We start from the raw sequence: 18,574 nt of genomic DNA on the forward strand, positions 1-18,574 counted from the left end.
ATTAAATTCCTCCTAAGAATTTCTTCATTTTTTATTTTTATTTATATAAAGAGGTTATCCTCTTAATATCTTCTCTGCAGCACCTTGATCGGTGATTAACATATTGCTCTTCCCTTGTTTAAAGAAAGAATAAATCGCCTGTCCCTTTGATGCGCCCCCGGCAACGGTAATAATATGCTTTGATTCATTCATATCCTCCAGCTGCAATCCTACTGTTTTGACTTTATAAACAATATCGCCATCGACATTAAAATAATAACCAAAGGCTTCTGAAACGGCATTTTCCGATTTTAATAAATCTAATACTTTCTGGGAAGACTTTCTTCGTTCCGCCATACGTAATGCATCACCAATTCCATGCAAAACAATGTCAGATGCTTTAATAACAGCCAGTGCATCAATGACATGTGGTTCCTGAATAATAAGCTCGTATGTGGAATCACTAATTGGATCTGGTACATAAAGCATTCTATACTGACTATTGGACCTTCTTGCCATCTCTGACACAATACGTGATGCCTGATTCTCTACTTTTTCCCCAATGCCTCCTCTTGCCGGGACAAATAATACATCAAATCCGTCTGGCAATGGCTTCATTGCATCAGCTACAGCGGCAATCGTGCTTCCGCCTGTCACAGCAACCGTATTGTTTTTTTGGAGGACAGATTGCATATAGGTCACACAGGCTTTTCCCATCTCCGTTTTAATTTGAGGATTATAATCACTATCACCAGGCACTACAATAACATTATCAATCGATAAAGCACGCTTTAACTGATCTTCCAGATTTTCCAGCCGGGACAAATCTCCAATCAAAGCAGCCAACTGGTCTAGAACTACTTTTCCCTCGTTTGTAATAAACATACCTTTCGAGGTAACTTCGACCAATCCTTGTCCATGTAAAAAATCAATTTCTCCACGAACATGCCTCTCTGTTAAATTTGTACTTTCTGCCAATGCCCGTCTGCCAATTGGCTGATGTAAATGTACGTGCTGTAATAATGTGTACCTCTCCTGCATTAAACTCACCAATTCGGGTACAATTTTTCTCTGTAGGGCCATGATGGATTCCATTTTAACCATTCTCCTCCATACGGGATTAAAAACGTCCCATGTGGTTGTTTTACGTCCCGATTCAATTGTATTATAACATACCTCTTATCAAAAGCAAATAAAAACTCTTAAAAACACATATCTGCCATCCATCTTTTCATCTTAAAGGATGAGAAGCTTAGCACAACTTAACCAAGCTGTACTTATTACGATTATCCAACTAATTACAGCCGCGTTGAATCGCCCTCTAGAACTGGGCAAGGAATTATGATTATTACCCGTCCCACCGAAAAACCTCTCTAACATATCATCGTTTCCCATTGTTTAAAAATGCATACCATTTAACTATTCCCATTACATATGAACTTAAACACCAGATACATGAATAGTACATAAAATAATTACACTGCTTCTACAAAGAAAGCTGCTTTGTTCCGTTGTGTTTCTTTATCGGGACAAATACAATCCCGAGATTTATCCTGATTAACTCCTTCCAGGCAATAAAAAAACATTCTCTAAAACGAATGGATCGTTAAATAAAGAATGCCTTTCTCTTTATTGAGCCAGAAGCCCGCTGATCTTTTCTGTGTTTATTTCATTTCCGTATACTTCATTTTCTTTATAAGCGATTACCGGGATAATTAATTGATACTTTTCCAGTAAAGTATCCGATTGATAAATATCTATTTCCTCTACTGGAATATGGTCTGTATTTAGCAGTTCCAATAACTCTTTTGCTTCTTCACATAGGGGACAATTTTTTTTCGTATAAAATCTAATCACTGTTTCCATTCGCACTCCTTTTACGTTTGGAGGAGGATGAAATACCCAATTCCTCCCGATATTTCATCACTGTTCTCCTTGCTACATGGACCTGATACAGCTCCTCCAGCTTCCGGCGGATTTTTTCATCAGAAAGAGGGCGTGCCTTATCTTCATCCTTTATAATTTGATGCACATGCTGCTTCACCACCACACGGGCGACACCCTCTCCTTTACGAGTTTCACGCTGTAATAAATACTTGACCCGGAGTATACCAAAATCCGTCTGTATGTATTTATGGCTGATGGCCCGGCTAATTGTAGAGACATGCAGCCCTAATACATCTGCAATATCCTGAAGGGTTAAAGGCTCGATTGCAGTAATTCCTTCCTCAAAAAAGGGGACTTGTTTATGAACAATGATACGCAAAACCTGTTCTAAGGTTTTTCCACGATATTGGATCGCCTGCTCCAGTATTTCCACCTCTTTTTTCTTCTCCTTTAAAAAATCGGCCCCTTCTTTCGGCATATCTGCCTGTAAGATATCGTCCCGAATTTGAATGGTTGGACTTGACCAGTTAAAAAAGGATAAATGCCACTCCTCATCTTCCTTAAAAACAGACGCTTCCGGAATAATATACTCCGTCTCTTCTTCCTCCAATAATTTACCCGGGTTTGGATGACAAAGCTTGATATTTGTCATCAGCCTATTGGCTTGGTCTTCTGTAATTGCATACTGCCCCGCTAAGCCTGACACATCCTCTTCGGCAATCAGGATTAAATTATTTTCAAAAAGATCCTCTAAAAAAGGATAGTCACAATCCATTTCCTTCAGCTGCAAATAGATACACTCCTGTAAATGCCTGGCTCCAATCCCCGGCGGATCCAGAGCCTGTAAATAGGAAAGTGCCTGTTCCGTTTCTTCCATTGACAGCTGACAATTTGCTGCCCAATCCTCCAGTGTCATATCCAGATAGCCATTCTCATTTAAAGAATCAATCCCGAAAAGAACCGCTTTTTTTAGATGCTCCTCTGGAATAGACAGCATATACACATTCTCTTTTAGCTGCTCGTACATATTTTTTTTCGAGGCATTGATATTTTCAAATGCGTTAGTCTCTCCATGAAATTGTGTAAGTACCTGTTGATCGATGGGACGGATATCCTCAATTAAAGGGTTCTCCTCCGCAATTTTCTGCACATAATCATATAACTCCATACCTGAGAGCTGCAGAATCTCAATCGATTGGTGAAGAGATTGGTTCATCTTCCAGGATAATGCCTGCTTTAACATTAAACTTTGCTGCATGCTTTAACCCCCATATGTTTCCATAGGCACCTTTATACTTTGAAGCCGTTGTCATTTTACATTTTCTCTATATCGATATTATACCTTCTTCACCTGATTCTCCATTACTCCAATTCCTTCAATTTCTAATTTCACACGATCTCCATCCTGAAGCAGTCCGGATGGGTTCATAGCAAAGCCAACCCCATCTGGCGTTCCGGTTAAAATGATATCTCCCGGTTCCAGTGTCATGATTTCAGAAATAAAGTTAACTAAGAAAGGAATATCAAAGATAAGATGCTCTGTATTTGAAGATTGGCGTACTTCCCCATTCACATAAGAACAAATATTTAGCTCATGCGGATTCTCCACCTCTTCTTTGGTGACGACCCACGGCCCTACTGGTGTCGTATGATCCAGCGATTTTCCTTGCAGCCATTGCGGTGTGCGTTTTTGCAAATCACGAGCTGATGTATCATTGGCAAGTGTATAGCCTGCAATATAGTCAAAAGCATCCTCTTTTTTGACTTTAGAAGCTGTTTTGCCGATGACAACCGTTAATTCTACTTCATAATCTAATTTTTCAGTAATTGAAGGATAGTAAATATCATCCTCTGGTCCAATAATGGCATTATCAAATTTGGCAAATAAAACAGGGAAATCAGGAACTTGTGATTTCATCTCATGAATATGCTCCTGATAATTTATGCCAACACAAATTACTTTTTTAGCTTTGCCAAGCGGCATCCCTAAACGTACATCCTGAAGCGAAAGAGTTTCATAGCCAGATGATTTTTGAAGAACTTGCTGTAAGACTTCTATATGGTGCGCTGCATCTTCATAAAAATCAGACGGATTTGCTGGAAGGACTTTTTCTCCAAATTGCTGCGATAAGTCCTCAACATCTGCAAGCCGTTCTGAATCTATTAACACACCGACACGATCATTTTCATTTTTACCCTTTTGATAAGCTACTAATTTCATCTCTATTCCTCCTTTTCCCTTCATTATAGAGGATGTTCAAAAAGTCACCAAATAATAAGCGGCGGGAAAAAGGAACTTCTACTAAGAACGCCCACGTCGTGTGGACACCAGAAGTCATCACAACACACGAAAGTCCATCCGTAAAACAACCGTCGCCTTGATCTTCAAAATCCAATTCGGTACCTTTTTGAACTCACATATCATAAGAAGGAAACAGATATGTCATATTTTCTTCAACCTTTCTTTTGATTAGTCATGCTATACTAGGTGTCAGGAAAACATAACAGGAAGGGAGAATTATACATAATGAAGAAAAAATTATTCTTTATCCTTATCGTTCTGATGACCGCTTTAGCTGCGTGTTCAAATAATGAAGCAGATACAACAGAGGATGATGACGATTTACCAGAGTTATCTGTTTTGGAAGTAGATTTTGATGTTCCCGAGCATGTTGAGGTTGGAGAAACGATTGATTTAACAGCACATGTCAGCTTTGAAAATGAACCAGTAGAAGATGCGCATGAGGTCTTATTTGAAGTTTGGACCCAGGGTGACGCAGATAACAGTGTTGAATTAGAAGGCATTCACCAGAAGGATGGCACATATACGGCAAGCTTTACATTTGAAGAAGAAGCTGTATATGAAATGTATGCTCACACAACAGCCAGAGAACAGCATATCATGCCGCTGGAAACTGTTATTGCGGGTGATGCAGAGCCATCGGAAGAGGATGCCCACGATGAAATGGATCACGAGCATCATGAACCCGGCCATGATGAGCATGATCATGAAGATGAATAAAAACAGCCTGAAAGCACAATTGCTGCATTTCTTTTTAATTTAAAATTCGCTGTGTCATTTTTGTTGGACTTTTTGAACATCCTTTTAAAATTCGTTATACTATAGATCGTAGCAGCGGAAATGCGAGCGGGGGGATATGCTTTGATTCAGATTTATACCGATGGAGCCACAAACGTGAATACAGAGAAAAGCGGTGCCGGCATTTATATAAAGTTTGGAGAACAGAAGCTGGAATACGCTGTCCCCTTGCCGTATATGTCAAATCATGAAGCTGAATTTCACGCAATTATAGAGGCACTAAAAATTTGCAAGACAAGCTTTCCTGGACAAATCTTGTCTTTTCGAACAGATTCAAAAGTTGCAGCAGAGGTGGTTGATAAAGGACGAACAAAAAACAGACAATTTCTTCCTTTACTTGAAATCATCCAGGCTGAAGCAGCAGCCTTTCCATTTTTATTTATCAAATGGATACCTGAAAGAAAAAACAGTAAAGCAGATCAACTGGCAAGAGCAGCAATCTATCAGCAATGAAGGCCGTGCGCAGGATGATGAGGGGGAAAACAAAATGAATAAAATACCATTGAGGGAACAGAGCATTGTATTAATCGGTTTTATGGGCGTAGGAAAAACAACGATTGGTCAGGTTGTTGCCCAAAAGCTATATCGTGATTTTATCGATATTGATGAAGAAATTGAACGCAGATTTCAGATGCCTCCAAAAGAAATTTTTGCACAATATGGAGAAGCAACCTTCCGTCGGTATGAAAAAGAAATTATCTCTGAAATATGTCATAAGCGATTAAAGGTAATTTCTTTAGGCGGCGGTGCTTTCCTCCAAAAAGAAGTTCGAGATATTTGTCTTGCCACTACAACGATTTTCTTCCTCGACTTATCTTGGGACAGCTGGAAGGATCGGATTAGTTTACTGATGGACAGCCGCCCTGTTTTGCAAGGAAAAAATATGGAGGAAATCAAACAGCTTTTTGATGACCGCCAGCCAATCTATGGACAGCATCATTCCCGCGTCTTAACGGATAATCAGCAAGTAGAGGAAGTAGCCGATTATATTGTAGACTCTTTAAAGCTGGCGTGGGAGCTTTATGCAGATTAAAAAACGGAAAAGGCATATCTATTCAGGCATAAAATAACTCAGCCCGAATAGATATGCTTTTATTCCTATTACAGGTTTGCACTTTTAAACGACTGTATCTATTTTCATCGTTAATATATCTTTGACGCTATTTAATGTGTAATGAGGTTTAAATGGTGTTTTTTCTACCATATTTTTATCTGTTATTCCTGTAAGGACCAGAATAGAGTTCATGCCATAATCATTTCCCATCTTCACATCTGTTTCTAATCTGTCCCCCACCATAAAGCATCTTTCTGACGGCAGCTTTAGAATGTCTTCTACAATGAATTTAGCTGCTAATAAAGAAGGCTTTCCAAGGATAATGTCTACTTTTTCACCTGTTGCTCCCTCCATTGCTCCAATCATCGCCCCACAGTCCGGTATTTGCCCTCCATGCATTGGACAAGTACGATCTGGATTGGTAGCTACTACCTTTGCTCCATTTCTCCATGCCTGAAACGCAATATTTAATTTATCATAGGTAAATTTGCGATCCCAGCCTAATACAACATAGTTTACTTCCTCTGGATTATCAGATACTTCCAAACCCTGTTCTTTTATTTCATTCATCAAGGGAGCTTCACCAATAACCATTACTTTTCCTTTAAAAGCTAATTTAGCCTTTAAATATCTGGCTGTTAATAAATTGGAGTTTATAACGTCTTTTGGTGCTGTCTCTACGCCCAATTTATTTAATTTATTTACATAAGCATCTGTTGTTTCAATGGATTTATTTGTCAGGAAAATGACTTTATCTCCTCTATCACGAAGCGCCTTTATTGTTTCACCCGCTCCTTCAATGATTTTTTCCCCTAAATAAATGGTACCGTCTAAATCAAAAATATATCCTCGCTTCACCCTGATATCCTCCTCAATGTTTTATATAGTTCCTGGCAAAATCTATAAAATTATTCTTATTTATCATTAAAATAAAAATAAAGCATTAACTTCTGGAAATACATTTTTGCGGGGGCAATGCTTGTTTTTCTACAATCGCCCTAATTATAATCTGAATATTCAGTCAAATATAAGCTTTCTTATTCCTTTTATTTAAAACAATGCTGCTCTTCTCTCTTCAACCTGCCTTACTCTTATATAGCTTTTTATTCTCTTAGATTCAAAGCTTTGACTCTAGGAATCAAAACTTTGAACCTGATGCTTCACTTCATTTTCTTCTCACTTCGATTGGTAAGCTTTTCAGCAATCAGCTGAAAGATAACTACAATAACAACGAGTACAATTGACATGGCTGCTGCAGAATAGTATTCCGCCCGCATTACATTTTGGAAAATTGCCAAGCTCATTGGAGCCCAGCTTGCAGGAGCCATTAGAATCGATATACTTGTTTCTTTAATAACAGTTACAAAAACAAGTATAGATCCTGCCGCTATCCCAGGCAGCATTAAAGGTCCTACAACCGTCAATAAGGCGGTGAAGGTGGAAGCTCCTAAGTTAATCGCCGCTTCTTCAATATCTGCTTTAATGGATTTCATCGTACTCATTGTAGAGCGGACCATATAAGGCAATCTCCGCATGGCATAAGCAACAATTAAAATAAATGCTGTCCCGGTAAGCTGTAATGGCGCTGTATTAAATGTCTGAATTAATGCAATACCAACAGCAATTCCCGGAACAATCAACGGCACGGTCGTCACGAAATCCAAGGCAGTTGATTTATGTCTTACAACGAAGTATGCTACTGCTGCTGACACAACAACACTAATTACTAAAGCACCTAATGCCAGGACAATACTGTTTTGAATATTCCCCAAAGAAGATGTAAAGATGGTTTGATAGTGACCTAACGTGTATCCGTTTGGCAGCAGTCCTCTTCCCCAGGTGGTTGCAATCGATTGTAAAAATACAGTTGTCAATGACAATACTGGAACAATAATTACAAAGGCCGAAAAAACAAACAATGGAATGGTCAATATTTTATTATCATTCTGCCTGACTTGTTTTGGTTTTCCTGAAACAGAGCCATAATTCATGTTTTTCGTAAAATAATTTTGCAGCCAGTACGCAAGCCCGGCAATAGCAATCATGACAACAGTTAGAATCGCTGCGCCGCCCCAGTTAAAAAACCCGGAAATTTCTCTATAAGCTTCTACAACAATTAAGTTTAAATCAGTAGGTGCTAAAATAATTGGTGTTCCAAAATCTGAGAAGCTCACAGCAAAAATAACTAGCGCTGTGGACAGCATTCCTGGTATGACTAATGGCATCGTAACGGTTGAAAAAGTAAGCCAGCTTTTTGCTCCCATATTTCTCGATGCCTCTTCTAATGAGATGTCACTCACTTTAAATGCTGCTACCATAGGCCACAATGCATAAGGGAAAAAGAAAAATATTTGTACAATAGCTATACCTGTCATAGAATATGGATCAATTAAAAAGCCTTCTCCCCCAAAATATTGGTAAATTTGTGTAGCCCATCCTGAGCGGCCGAACATAATAATAAAAGAGTAACCAGAAATAAATGTCGGTATCACTAATGGAATAGTACATAAAGCGCTAATCGTCTTCTTAAAAGGCATTTTTGTTCTTGCAATTCCATAGGCAATCGGAATACAAATGACCATCACAATTAATGATACAGTTATTGCCAAGTACAAACTATTTTTCAACGAAGCAAAGTAAGTTGTATTTTGAAAAATAGCTGTAAAATTATCTAATGTAGCATTCTTAAATTGATTGATAGTTGTCTGCAGCGTATCTAAACTAATGAATGAACCAAATATATTGATAGGCTCATCTGTAAAGCTCACTAAGAAGATAGATAGTAAGGGTATGACCAGGAATAATAAGAAAAAAGCATAAACAAGTATTTTTAAAACCCCAAGACCGCTAAAATTTTCTTTTATTTTTTTCATAACAGCAAAACCCTTTCAGGATCTACAACAACTTTGATTTCAGAGTCCTTTTCAAAAATCTTATCTCCTGATTCAAATACAGTATCTACCAGCAGGTTATGATCCCCAGCCCGAACATCATATCTTACCGTTGATCCCAGGTAAGTCGCTACTTCAACTATCCCATTAAAATAATTATCGATGGTGCTTTCACTTTTATCTTTTACAATTAGATTTTCAGGTCTAATTACAAGCTGTACATCTTCCTGCTCTACCTCCATGGCAGACTGGATTTCGTAATCCCCTACCTGTACGCAGGTCAAATTATTTGCTTTTTTGGTCACCTTTCCAGAAAGTATGTTAGAAGTACCAACAAAGTCTGCGATAAAGGGTGTTTTGGGATTACTATATAAATCTGTCGGTGTCCCGATTTGCAGTATCTCCCCGCCGTTCATAACGGCGACACGATCTGCCATGCTCATCGCTTCCTCCTGATCATGGGTAACAAAAATAGTTGTAATTTTTAGTTCCTGTTGAATCCTCCTAATTGTATTTCTCATCGAATGCCGCAGCTTCTGATCCAAATTTGATAAAGGCTCATCCATTAAGAGAACCTGTGGCTCCATCACGAGAGCTCTTGCTAATGCAACCCTCTGCTGTTGCCCTCCTGAAAGCTCCCCAGTCAATTTCCTGGCATGCTCCTTCAGCTCCACATACTCTAAAATACTATTTACCTTTTCTTCTATCTCTTTTGGATATTTGATTAGTTTACTATTAAGCATTCGTATATAAACACCCAGTTTTTTAAACATATTACTGTCTCTTAAATGTTTAATATTTAAGCTGTACGCAATATTATCAAAAACATTCATATGCGGAAACAATGCATAACTCTGGAATACCATGCCACAATTTCTCCGGTGAGGTGAAATATCATTTACAAGCTTTTCACCAATTCTTATTTCACCGCTGCTCGGTGCTTCAAATCCAGCTATGCACCGCATTGTCGTTGTTTTTCCACATCCTGAAGGACCCAGGAGGGCAAAGAACTCACCCTCATGAATATCCAATTCAATATTTTTTAATACATCAACCCCAGAGAAATTCTTCGTAAGCTGCTTTACAACCACAGACCCCATAAAACCATTCCTTTACTGTATTTTTTCATTCCACTCATTTCTAATTCGGTCATAGTTCTCATTTACCCAATCAATATCTAAATCGATTGCATGCTCCTGGATCGTTTCTAAAGAAATTGGTGTTTGCGACTCAATTTCCGGATTAATCGGTATGTGATTCCAAGAAGCTAATATTTCTTGTGCCTCATCACTTAACATAAAGTCCATAAATAATTGTCCGCCTTCCGGATTTGGACCATCTTTCACTAAAGCTGCAGGATTAACCAATACAGGTGTTTCGTCTGGGATGATAAAGTCAACAGCTTCACCATTCTCTTTTAACTCATATGCCATAAAATCAAATCCAATTGCTATTTCTGCTTCTCCCATGGCTACTCCAGTTGTCGGGCTTGAACCTGAATCAGGGATAGAATTTGCGTAATCCGTCAACTGCTGAAAATACTCCCATCCTGCTTCCTCGCCATGCTGCATCATATAGCTTAACACCATCAGTGTTGATGTCCCTGAAGCTGCCGGGTTTGGAAATTGGATTTTATCTTCCCATTTAGGATCTAATAAATCTTCCCATGTTTTTGGAGCCTCTTCTTCAGAAACAAGCTCCGTATTATATGCAAAACCTAATACAAAAATTTCTGTTCCTACATAATACCCGTCATGGTGTTTCATCTTAATTCCATTTTCCGTTACTTCCCAATCCTCTGCCGCTTCGGGAATATATTGGGTAATAATATCCCTTTCTATAGCTGCTTCAAAAGGCAGGATTCCCCCACCTCCATACCAGACATCTGCTTGAGGATTCCCCTGTTCAGCAATCATCTGGTTTACAAGTACGTTTGTCCCCGCATAATCTACGTTTACCGGTATTCCATGAATTTCCTGAAATTTAGCCGCTAATTCATTTGTTAAATCAGGTGTTTCAGGGGAATAAAGCGTAACCGATCCGCCGCCAGAACCGCCATCTCCGCCCTCATCATCTTCAGCACATGCTGCAAGCAAACTTATAAAAACGATAAACAATCCCGCTATAACTAACTGCCCTTTTTTACCTTTCATATTCTTTCTCCTCCTTTGTTTGTTTACAATAACCCCAAAAAAATAGGAGAAGATACGAAATTGGACATACCTTTCTAAAGAAAGGTAATTATCCAACTCTATCTTCTCCTATTTCTATATAGAGTTATTTAATTATTGACATAATTATAGCAAACGCTTTCATAATTGTAAAGAAAAAATTACAATTTTGTGAACTTTATTAAAAGTACGTTCAAATCCCCTTAGCCCAACAGAGATTTGGAGCAAGATAAGAGTAGTCTTAAATAAAAATGGATTCATGTAATATATTCATCTAAAAGCTCTATAGGTATAGCATCCATAGAGCTTTGAAATTAATCTATATCAATATTCCATAATTCAGGGTCGCTCGCTGATATAGCTAAAGCTCCTGCCTGCAAGCCTTCCAGAATTTCCTTCTCTTTACTGATTAACCCTCCGGCTATAATTGGAAGCTTTGTCTTTCTTGTTAATTCATCAATCACACTTGGCATAAGTCCCGGAAGTATTTCAATAGCATCAGGCTGGAATTGATCAGCCATCTCAATCCCTTTTTTCATCGCATTCTTATCAATTAAAAATATTCTTTGAACAGTCATTAATCCTTCTTCTTTTGCATATTTAATCAGGCTGTTTCGTGTCGTGATAATCCCTTTAGGCTTCCAGACTTTTGCAATATACTTTAATGCATTTTTGGAATTAGAAAGCCCCTCAATAAAATCTATATGTAAGAAGGTTTGTTTTCCTGCTTTTTTAAGCACCTCCAAATAATCAGATGTTGTGAGCAAATCTCCCGTTAATAAAAATACAACATTTGTATTAGAAGCAGCAGCCAGCTCCAGGTGCTCAGGTGACTTCACAGAAGCAATAATTTGTGTTTCTACAATATTAACTATTTTTTCCATTCATATCCTCCTTGAATTATCTCCCAACAATAGATTCTTATTCATTTATCTTAAAAGATAGCTTTAAGTCTTAAAACAGCTTTTAGACAGTGAGGTTTGTACATTAGAGTGGGGAAAGATAACATTCTATGGAGAAACAACTGTAAAATGACACGTCCGTTTTTGGGGAACGCCTTTTTCATCTGCAGAAAGGAAGTATGATTTTATTCTGCAAAATGTTTATGAAGGATGTAAAACAATAATTTCCCGTCAAAGATGTCTAAGACCAGTAGAATGTGGGATAAATTCATAATTTTTGTATTATATATTATTTTGAAATTTTTCCTTACGTTCATTTTACCATAAACCCTACCATGTAGGAACGAATAAACGGTTAATTTTCCTGTATTTGAAAGATATTTCAAATTTATATTAGGAAAGCTCATTTAGTAGATAATGACAACTTTCAGGCAGCCTTATCAAGAACGACAGAGAAATTCCATAATGATTTCCATGACACAGAAGTAATTAAAGTGATATTTGAAATGGAAAATAGATAAACGGAAACGGTTGTCTTTCAAGCTGATCAAGTATCTTTAAACAGCATATGGCAGATCCCGGCTTTCTTATAATGAGTACGACTGGGATACATTAGAACAAAACGGGGCAGAAGTTCGAATAGCCTTTCACTACAAGATAGAATAAAAAAACAGGCCTGGGGATTCAAACCTTAGCCTGTTTTTCTGCTTTATCTATTTATTGTTTACGCTCAAAAATATCGTCTATTAAACCATATTCTTTCGATTGTTCCGCACTCATAAAGTTATCGCGTTCTGTATCGCGTTCGATGACATCGATTGGCTGACCAGTATTTTCAGACATAATACGGTTCATCCGCTTTTTAATATCAATAATTCTTTTAGCATGAATCTCGATATCTGTTGCCTGACCTTGCGTACCACCTAAAGGCTGATGAATCATAATTTCACTGTTTGGCAATGCAAAACGTTTCCCTTTCTCACCAGCGTTGAGCAGGAAAGCTCCCATAGAAGCTGCCATACCAATACAAATAGTAGATACATCTGACTTAATAAAGTTCATTGTATCGAAAATGGCCATCCCAGCTGTGATAGAACCACCAGGAGAATTAATATATAAAGAGATGTCTTTTCCTGGATCTTCTGCTTCTAAGAATAAAAGCTGTGCTACAATAGAGTTGGCCACATTATCATCAATGCCGCTCCCCAGTAAAATAATCCTGTCTTTTAATAAACGAGAGTAAATATCATATGCGCGTTCACCACGGTTTGTTTGTTCAATAACTGTAGGTACTAAATTCATTTAAAAATCCTCCTTAAGTTGCCAGTTGAAATGGCTGTTGATTTCATTGCTATAGTTAATATGATAGCTCATTGGTCAATAAAGGTCAAACAAAAAGTTTCACCAAAATTCTACTTTAACCATTTTTCCCGATTTTATGCCTGCTAAACATAAGGAATGGAATGAATTAAAAGGAGTGTAGAAGAACTTTTCAGCTGAATTATAGAAAAAACACTTGTCTCCACGCGATTTCGTATGTATAATAAAGATTGTGTTTTTAATAAAATAACTTGCGCCCATAGCTCAGCTGGATAGAGCACTGGTTTCCGGTACCAGGTTTGCCGGGGGTTCGAATCCCTCTGGGCGCGCTATTCTAAAAATTGAATTACAGATAAAAAAGTCTCTCTTAAGTTTGCGTAACGTTTATCCGCTCTTAAAAGAGACTTTTTTATTGATAAAGATGAGGTTTAATATTGTCTGCTCATTTATCATATGAATCAACACTTGCTTCCTGGATTCGATTAAACTTTTTCACGTACAAGGCTTGTTAAATACTCCATTGCCTCTTCTTCATCTTCTCCCTCGATAATAAGCTTTATTTCCTCTCCTTTTGTCAATGCCAGACTCATTAATCCCATAATACTTTTTGCATTCACTTTTTTATGATCATTCTCTAAAAATATGTGTGAATCAAATCGATTGGCTTCTTGTACAAAATAGGCAGCCGGTCTCGCTTGCAGCCCTGAATCCAATTCAATTTTCACCGTCTTCTCAACCAACAAATTCACTCTCCTGTCTTTAAGCAAACGCCTCCATTTTTTGGAAAGCAGAGAAAACTCTGCGTCTATCTTCTTGGCGGTTTCTCATTATATTTATTGCATTATATCATATTTTGCTGATATTAGCATTAATTACCAAGCTGCAGCTCACCACGTTTAATTTTTTCTGCAAATGCATCTATTTTCTTCAAACGATGATTTACACCCGATTTTGAAATCGTCCCGCTGCTGACGAGTTCCCCTAACTCTTTTAAGGAAACCTCTTCATACTGGATACGCAGTTTCGCTATTTCTTGTAATTTCTCTGGCAATTGCTCCAGCCCAACTGTTCTTTCAATCAATTTAATATTTTCAATTTGACGGAATGCTGCACCAATCGTTTTATTTAAGTTCGCTGTTTCACAATTTACCAACCTGTTTACAGAATTCCGCATATCACGAACAATACGTACATCTTCAAATTTTAATAATGCCTGATGCGCTCCAACTATATTTAAAAATGTAGTGATTTTCTCTGCTTCTTTAATATATACGATGTGCCCATTTTTGCGCTCTAACGTTCTCGCATGCAAATCATATTCATTTAATAATGTTTTTAAAGCTTCTGCGTGTTCCTCATAATAATTAAAAATTTCCAAATGATACGAAGATGTCTCAGGGTTATTCATTGATCCGCCGGCTAAAAACGCTCCACGTAAATATGCTTTTCGGCAACATTCTTTTCCTAAGTACTTCTCTGAAATCGTACGGACGATTTGGTATTGATTTTCCATTAAATTTAAATCTTCTAATAAGGATCGAACACCATTTTTCATACGGACAATATAAACATTATTTTTTTTCAGCTTCATTTTTTTACGGACAAGCAATTCTACCGGCAATGTATAATTTTGCTTAATTAATGTGTAGATCCGCCTTGCAATCGCTGCGTTCTCCGTCTGGACATCCAGTCCATAACCTTGCTTTGATATAGAAATAACGCCATTCATTCGAACTAATGCAGCTAGCTCAGCCAACTGACAGCAGGAATCCGATTGAATAGCGGTTAGTTCTTTCTTAATATCTGATGCGAAGGACATCGTATCACTCTCCTTCTCTTTTCAAACATGCATTTACATGAAAATCGTATGCAGCGGGATAAATATATATCCCGCTGCATCGTGTTATAAAAAATTATAAAGCATTTCCGCTATTTTACCATTATTATGACGCAGTGTTCCATCTTTATGCTTCACTATAATATTCCCTGGAACAATATGCACATTCATTGCTTGTAAACGGGCAATGTCTAATTTGACAGGAAAAGCTTTCTCTTCTTTATAAATTTCCTGTGTTTGTGCATCGATTGGCTGATCGTGAACAATGACATAATCAATGCAGTCATCACCGACATGGTCATGAATCGCCTGAACATGATCTGCCACAGAATAATTTGTTGTTTCTCCATATTGTGTCATAATATTACACACGTAAACAACCTTTGCTTGTGCATTTAATAATGCTTCCTTCACTTCTGGAACAATTAAATTCGGCATAATAGATGTATAGAGACTTCCCGGAGAAATAACAATCAGATCTGCATTTTGAATTGATTCAACAGCATTCGGTAATGGATGCAGAGGCTGGGGCTCTATGAAAATCCGTTTAATACGTTTTCCTGATAAAGGTATATTTGATTCGCCATGGATAATCTCCCCATCTTCCATGATTGCGTGCAAAGACATATTATCATTCGAGATCGGATAAATATTTCCTTTTACATTAAGAACCCGGGAAATTTCTTTTATCCCCTGATTAAAATTACCGGTCATCGATGTCATTGCAGCTAACAATAAGTTTCCTAACGAATGCCCGGTCAACCCGTTTCCCTGTTGAAACCGGTGTTGAAAAAGCTCTAAGAGCATCGGCTCGGCATCAGATAAAGCTGCAATCACATTCCGAATATCTCCTGGTGCAGGCATCTCCATCTCTGAGCGAATTCTTCCTGTACTGCCACCATCATCTGCAACAGTTACAACAGCTGTCAACGCCACTGGTAAATCCTTCAAGCCACGAAGTAAAACCGGCATTCCTGTCCCCCCGCCAATCGCTGTGATTTTCGGGACATCGCTCATGATGACTTAGCCTTTCTCTTTTCAATATCCCGATGGCTGACATGGGTAATATAATCATCGCTGAATTCCTTTGAAAAATATTCCGCTAAAGCAACGGAGCGATGCTGACCGCCAGTACAGCCAATAGCAATAACTAACTGTGATTTTCCTTCTTTTTTATACTGCGGGAGCATAAAGCGGAATAAATCATTTAATTTATCTGTAAACAAGTTCGTATCCGACCATTTAAATACATAAGAAGAAACTTCCTGATTTAATCCTGTTAATGGCTGAAGTGCAGATACATAATGCGGGTTTGGTAAAAAGCGTACATCAAATACTAAATCGGCATCAATTGGGATGCCATATTTAAAACCAAAGGATACGAAATGCGCAGAAAATACTTCCTGTTTCTCTTCCTTATATAATTTAAGGATTTTTTCACGTAAATCTCTCGGCTTGAGATTCGATGTATCGATAATTCGCTGTGAGCGTCCCCGTAATTCGTCTATAATAATTCTCTCCTGGTGGATTCCGTTTAAAGGCAGTCCGCCGACAGCCAGTGGATGTGAACGCCTTGTCTCTTTATACCTTGTCACCAATGTTTCATCCGCAGCATCCAGGAACAGGATATGGCTTTGAATCCATGATGTATGACTAATGGCGTCAAGCGCTTTGTATAAAGAATCAAAAAATTCCCTTCCCCGCAAATCCATGACAAGTGCCACTTTTTGAATGGTATTTGAGGCATCTTTCATTAGTTCTAAAAATTTGGGAAGAAGTGCAGGAGGTAAATTATCTACACAATAATAACCTAAATCCTCAAAGCTTTGTATCGCAACTGTTTTCCCAGCTCCTGACATTCCCGTAATAATAACGAGCTTTGTTTCTTTTTCCTGATTCACTAAACTCTCCCCTTTCCAATCTCATCCAGCACCTAACGCTTTCCGTCAAAATTTCCGTGTTTTCCCGCTTCGACTGGTGCTGGGACTGCGATTACTCATTCCATTGAAAACCGCGCCGGTTTCATCGCTCTCTGTATGAAATTTTATCAACCTGGCAGCAATTCTTATCGCCGTCCCGGAATAATGCCGATCCTAGCCGGTCACTCCTATTACTGTACTTTTTTATATCTTATTTCATTATACTATGAAAAAATTCACCGCAACAACAAATATCCCCTTTTATTTTAGCCAAAAAAAATGGACAGGTGAATCACCTGTCCCAAAACTAATCTATCTATTAAAAGGGGGTCAATTAGTTAACTTTATCTTACCTTTTTATTGTTTCACACATGTTACAGCCACATTAAAATGAAATTACTGGATATTAATTTTTCTATACAAATTCTATCCAAAGAAGGATCTCCCCTGTCAATCCAACCAATTATGATAACTTTTGAATTAGTTATCCCCTAAAATCCGACAAACATATCCATTAATCTTCTAATTCTTCTACATACTTAATCGCTGTTTCAGCAGCGATACTTCCATCACCAGTAGCTGTCACAATTTGTCTAAGATCTTTTGCACGAATATCTCCAGCCGCAAAGATGCCCGGTATTTTCGTTTCCATGTTTTCAGATGTCGGGATATACCCTTCCTCATCTGTAATCCCTAAGTCTGTAAATGGATCATTTAAAGGAAGCATACCGATATATACAAATACACCATTTGCAGGGAAATCATATACCTCATCTGTCTTCACATTTTTTAATGTGATACTGCTGACCTTTCCATCTGGTCCGTTAATTTTTTCAGCTACCGTATCCCAAATAAATTCAATTTTATCATTGTCAAAAGCACGGTCCTGAAGAATGCGCTGTGCCCGCAGTTCATCACGGCGATGAACAATGGTTACCTTGCTTGCAAATCTTGTTAAATAAACGCCTTCTTCTACAGCAGAGTCCCCTCCGCCGACAACAACCAGTTCTTTCTCTTTAAAGAAAGCACCGTCGCAAACAGCACAGTAAGATACACCGCGTCCGCCCAGCTCCTCTTCACCCGGGATACCAAGCTTTTTGTATTGTGCTCCTGTTGCAATAATTAAAGCTTTTGTGTGATATTCCTTTTTTCCCGCATGAATGGTTTTGTACTTGCCATGATCTTCAATGGATTTAATATCACCATAGGCATATTCAGCACCAAACTTTTTAGCATGCTCGAACATTTTATTCGACAGATCCGGTCCTAAAATATGATCAAATCCAGGATAGTTCTCCACTTCCTCTGTATTTGCCATTTGACCGCCTGGAATTCCCCGTTCCAGCATCAATGTATCTAAATTTGCCCGGGAAGCATAAACAGCAGCTGTCATTCCCGCTGGTCCAGCTCCGGCAATAATCACATCATATACTTTCTCTTCGGACATTACATACCGCCCCTTTATCTTTATAATATTCTTATTCCACCGTATAGTGTAATGAAATTAAGATATA

At 38.1% G+C, this 18,574-nt stretch carries 18 protein-coding genes and 1 tRNA gene; 4 read left to right on the forward strand and 15 right to left on the reverse strand.

The window, feature by feature from the left end; translation table 11 throughout:
* Positions 1-54: 54 nt before the first annotated feature.
* The 4 genes from FLK20_RS03585 to FLK20_RS03600 all read right to left on the reverse strand — a co-directional run bounded on the left by FLK20_RS03585 (position 55) and on the right by FLK20_RS03600 (position 4,087).
* The gene (locus FLK20_RS03585) at positions 55-1,074 is read right to left on the reverse strand and encodes a sugar-binding transcriptional regulator (protein ID WP_152655188.1); all 1,020 of its coding nucleotides are present in this window, start codon (positions 1,072-1,074) and stop codon (positions 55-57) included.
* Positions 1,075-1,608: 534 nt separating this feature from the next.
* Positions 1,609-1,845, reverse strand: a complete 237-nt coding sequence (locus FLK20_RS03590) for a glutaredoxin family protein (RefSeq protein ID WP_152655189.1) — start codon at positions 1,843-1,845, stop codon at positions 1,609-1,611.
* Positions 1,829-3,124 (reverse strand): RNA polymerase factor sigma-54, encoded by a 1,296-nt coding sequence (gene rpoN / locus FLK20_RS03595; protein WP_152655190.1) that lies wholly within the window; start codon positions 3,122-3,124, stop codon positions 1,829-1,831. The genes FLK20_RS03590 and rpoN overlap by 17 nt, the downstream gene beginning before the upstream one ends.
* A gap of 78 nt (positions 3,125-3,202) precedes the next feature.
* Positions 3,203-4,087 (reverse strand): fumarylacetoacetate hydrolase family protein, encoded by an 885-nt coding sequence (locus FLK20_RS03600; RefSeq protein WP_152655191.1) that lies wholly within the window; start codon positions 4,085-4,087, stop codon positions 3,203-3,205.
* Positions 4,088-4,393: 306 nt separating this feature from the next.
* On the opposite strand from FLK20_RS03600, the gene FLK20_RS03605 reads away from it, so the two are divergent.
* From FLK20_RS03605 to FLK20_RS03615, 3 genes are all read left to right on the forward strand, one after another.
* Positions 4,394-4,888 (forward strand): FixH family protein, encoded by a 495-nt coding sequence (locus FLK20_RS03605; protein ID WP_152655192.1) that lies wholly within the window; start codon positions 4,394-4,396, stop codon positions 4,886-4,888.
* 141 nt (positions 4,889-5,029) lie between these two features.
* A complete protein-coding gene (locus tag FLK20_RS03610) occupies positions 5,030-5,419 on the forward strand; it encodes an RNase H family protein (RefSeq protein ID WP_152655193.1) in 390 nt (129 codons plus the stop codon).
* 34 nt (positions 5,420-5,453) lie between these two features.
* Positions 5,454-5,999: a shikimate kinase gene (locus tag FLK20_RS03615; RefSeq protein ID WP_152655194.1), complete on the forward strand. Its 546-nt coding sequence runs from the start codon at positions 5,454-5,456 to the stop codon at positions 5,997-5,999.
* Between the two features lie 84 nt (positions 6,000-6,083).
* Here the strand turns inward: FLK20_RS03615 and FLK20_RS03620 are convergent, their stop codons facing one another.
* The 6 genes from FLK20_RS03620 to clpP all read right to left on the reverse strand — a co-directional run bounded on the left by FLK20_RS03620 (position 6,084) and on the right by clpP (position 13,286).
* On the reverse strand, positions 6,084-6,878 hold the full coding sequence (locus FLK20_RS03620) for an HAD-IIA family hydrolase (RefSeq protein WP_152655195.1): 795 nt from the start codon (positions 6,876-6,878) through the stop codon (positions 6,084-6,086).
* A 302-nt stretch (positions 6,879-7,180) separates the two neighbouring features.
* Positions 7,181-8,893, reverse strand: a complete 1,713-nt coding sequence (locus FLK20_RS03625; RefSeq protein ID WP_152655196.1) for an ABC transporter permease — start codon at positions 8,891-8,893, stop codon at positions 7,181-7,183.
* Positions 8,890-10,011, reverse strand: coding sequence for an ABC transporter ATP-binding protein (locus FLK20_RS03630; protein ID WP_152655197.1), 1,122 nt, complete (start codon positions 10,009-10,011; stop codon positions 8,890-8,892). The genes FLK20_RS03625 and FLK20_RS03630 overlap by 4 nt, the downstream gene beginning before the upstream one ends.
* A 12-nt stretch (positions 10,012-10,023) precedes the next feature.
* Positions 10,024-11,064 carry an ABC transporter substrate-binding protein gene (locus tag FLK20_RS03635; RefSeq protein WP_152655198.1) on the reverse strand — a complete coding sequence of 347 codons (1,041 nt, stop codon included), beginning with the start codon at positions 11,062-11,064 and terminating at the stop codon, positions 10,024-10,026.
* A gap of 332 nt (positions 11,065-11,396) precedes the next feature.
* Positions 11,397-11,966 (reverse strand): glycerol-3-phosphate responsive antiterminator, encoded by a 570-nt coding sequence (locus FLK20_RS03640; RefSeq protein WP_152655199.1) that lies wholly within the window; start codon positions 11,964-11,966, stop codon positions 11,397-11,399.
* Positions 11,967-12,701: 735 nt separating this feature from the next.
* Positions 12,702-13,286, reverse strand: a complete 585-nt coding sequence (gene clpP, locus FLK20_RS03645) for an ATP-dependent Clp endopeptidase proteolytic subunit ClpP (protein WP_152655200.1) — start codon at positions 13,284-13,286, stop codon at positions 12,702-12,704.
* Positions 13,287-13,557: 271 nt separating this feature from the next.
* On the opposite strand from clpP, the gene FLK20_RS03650 reads away from it, so the two are divergent.
* A tRNA-Arg gene (locus FLK20_RS03650) sits at positions 13,558-13,633 on the forward strand.
* A 153-nt stretch (positions 13,634-13,786) separates the two neighbouring features.
* Here the strand turns inward: FLK20_RS03650 and FLK20_RS03655 are convergent.
* The 5 genes from FLK20_RS03655 to trxB all read right to left on the reverse strand — a co-directional run bounded on the left by FLK20_RS03655 (position 13,787) and on the right by trxB (position 18,507).
* A complete protein-coding gene (locus FLK20_RS03655; protein ID WP_152655201.1) occupies positions 13,787-14,044 on the reverse strand; it encodes an HPr family phosphocarrier protein in 258 nt (85 codons plus the stop codon).
* A gap of 128 nt (positions 14,045-14,172) precedes the next feature.
* Positions 14,173-15,123 (reverse strand): DNA-binding protein WhiA, encoded by a 951-nt coding sequence (whiA, locus tag FLK20_RS03660; protein ID WP_152655202.1) that lies wholly within the window; start codon positions 15,121-15,123, stop codon positions 14,173-14,175.
* Between the two features lie 84 nt (positions 15,124-15,207).
* A complete protein-coding gene (locus FLK20_RS03665; protein WP_152655203.1) occupies positions 15,208-16,158 on the reverse strand; it encodes a gluconeogenesis factor YvcK family protein in 951 nt (316 codons plus the stop codon).
* Complete coding sequence (rapZ, locus tag FLK20_RS03670) at positions 16,155-17,042, reverse strand: RNase adapter RapZ (protein ID WP_152655204.1); 888 nt, start codon at positions 17,040-17,042, stop codon at positions 16,155-16,157. Before rapZ ends, FLK20_RS03665 begins: the two co-directional genes overlap by 4 nt.
* 532 nt (positions 17,043-17,574) lie before the next feature.
* Positions 17,575-18,507, reverse strand: a complete 933-nt coding sequence (gene trxB / locus FLK20_RS03675) for a thioredoxin-disulfide reductase (RefSeq protein WP_152655205.1) — start codon at positions 18,505-18,507, stop codon at positions 17,575-17,577.
* Positions 18,508-18,574 lie beyond the last annotated feature (67 nt).

The sequence above is a fragment of the Oceanobacillus sp. CFH 90083 genome (assembly GCF_009389585.1).
Lineage (GTDB): Bacteria > Bacillota > Bacilli > Bacillales > Amphibacillaceae > Oceanobacillus.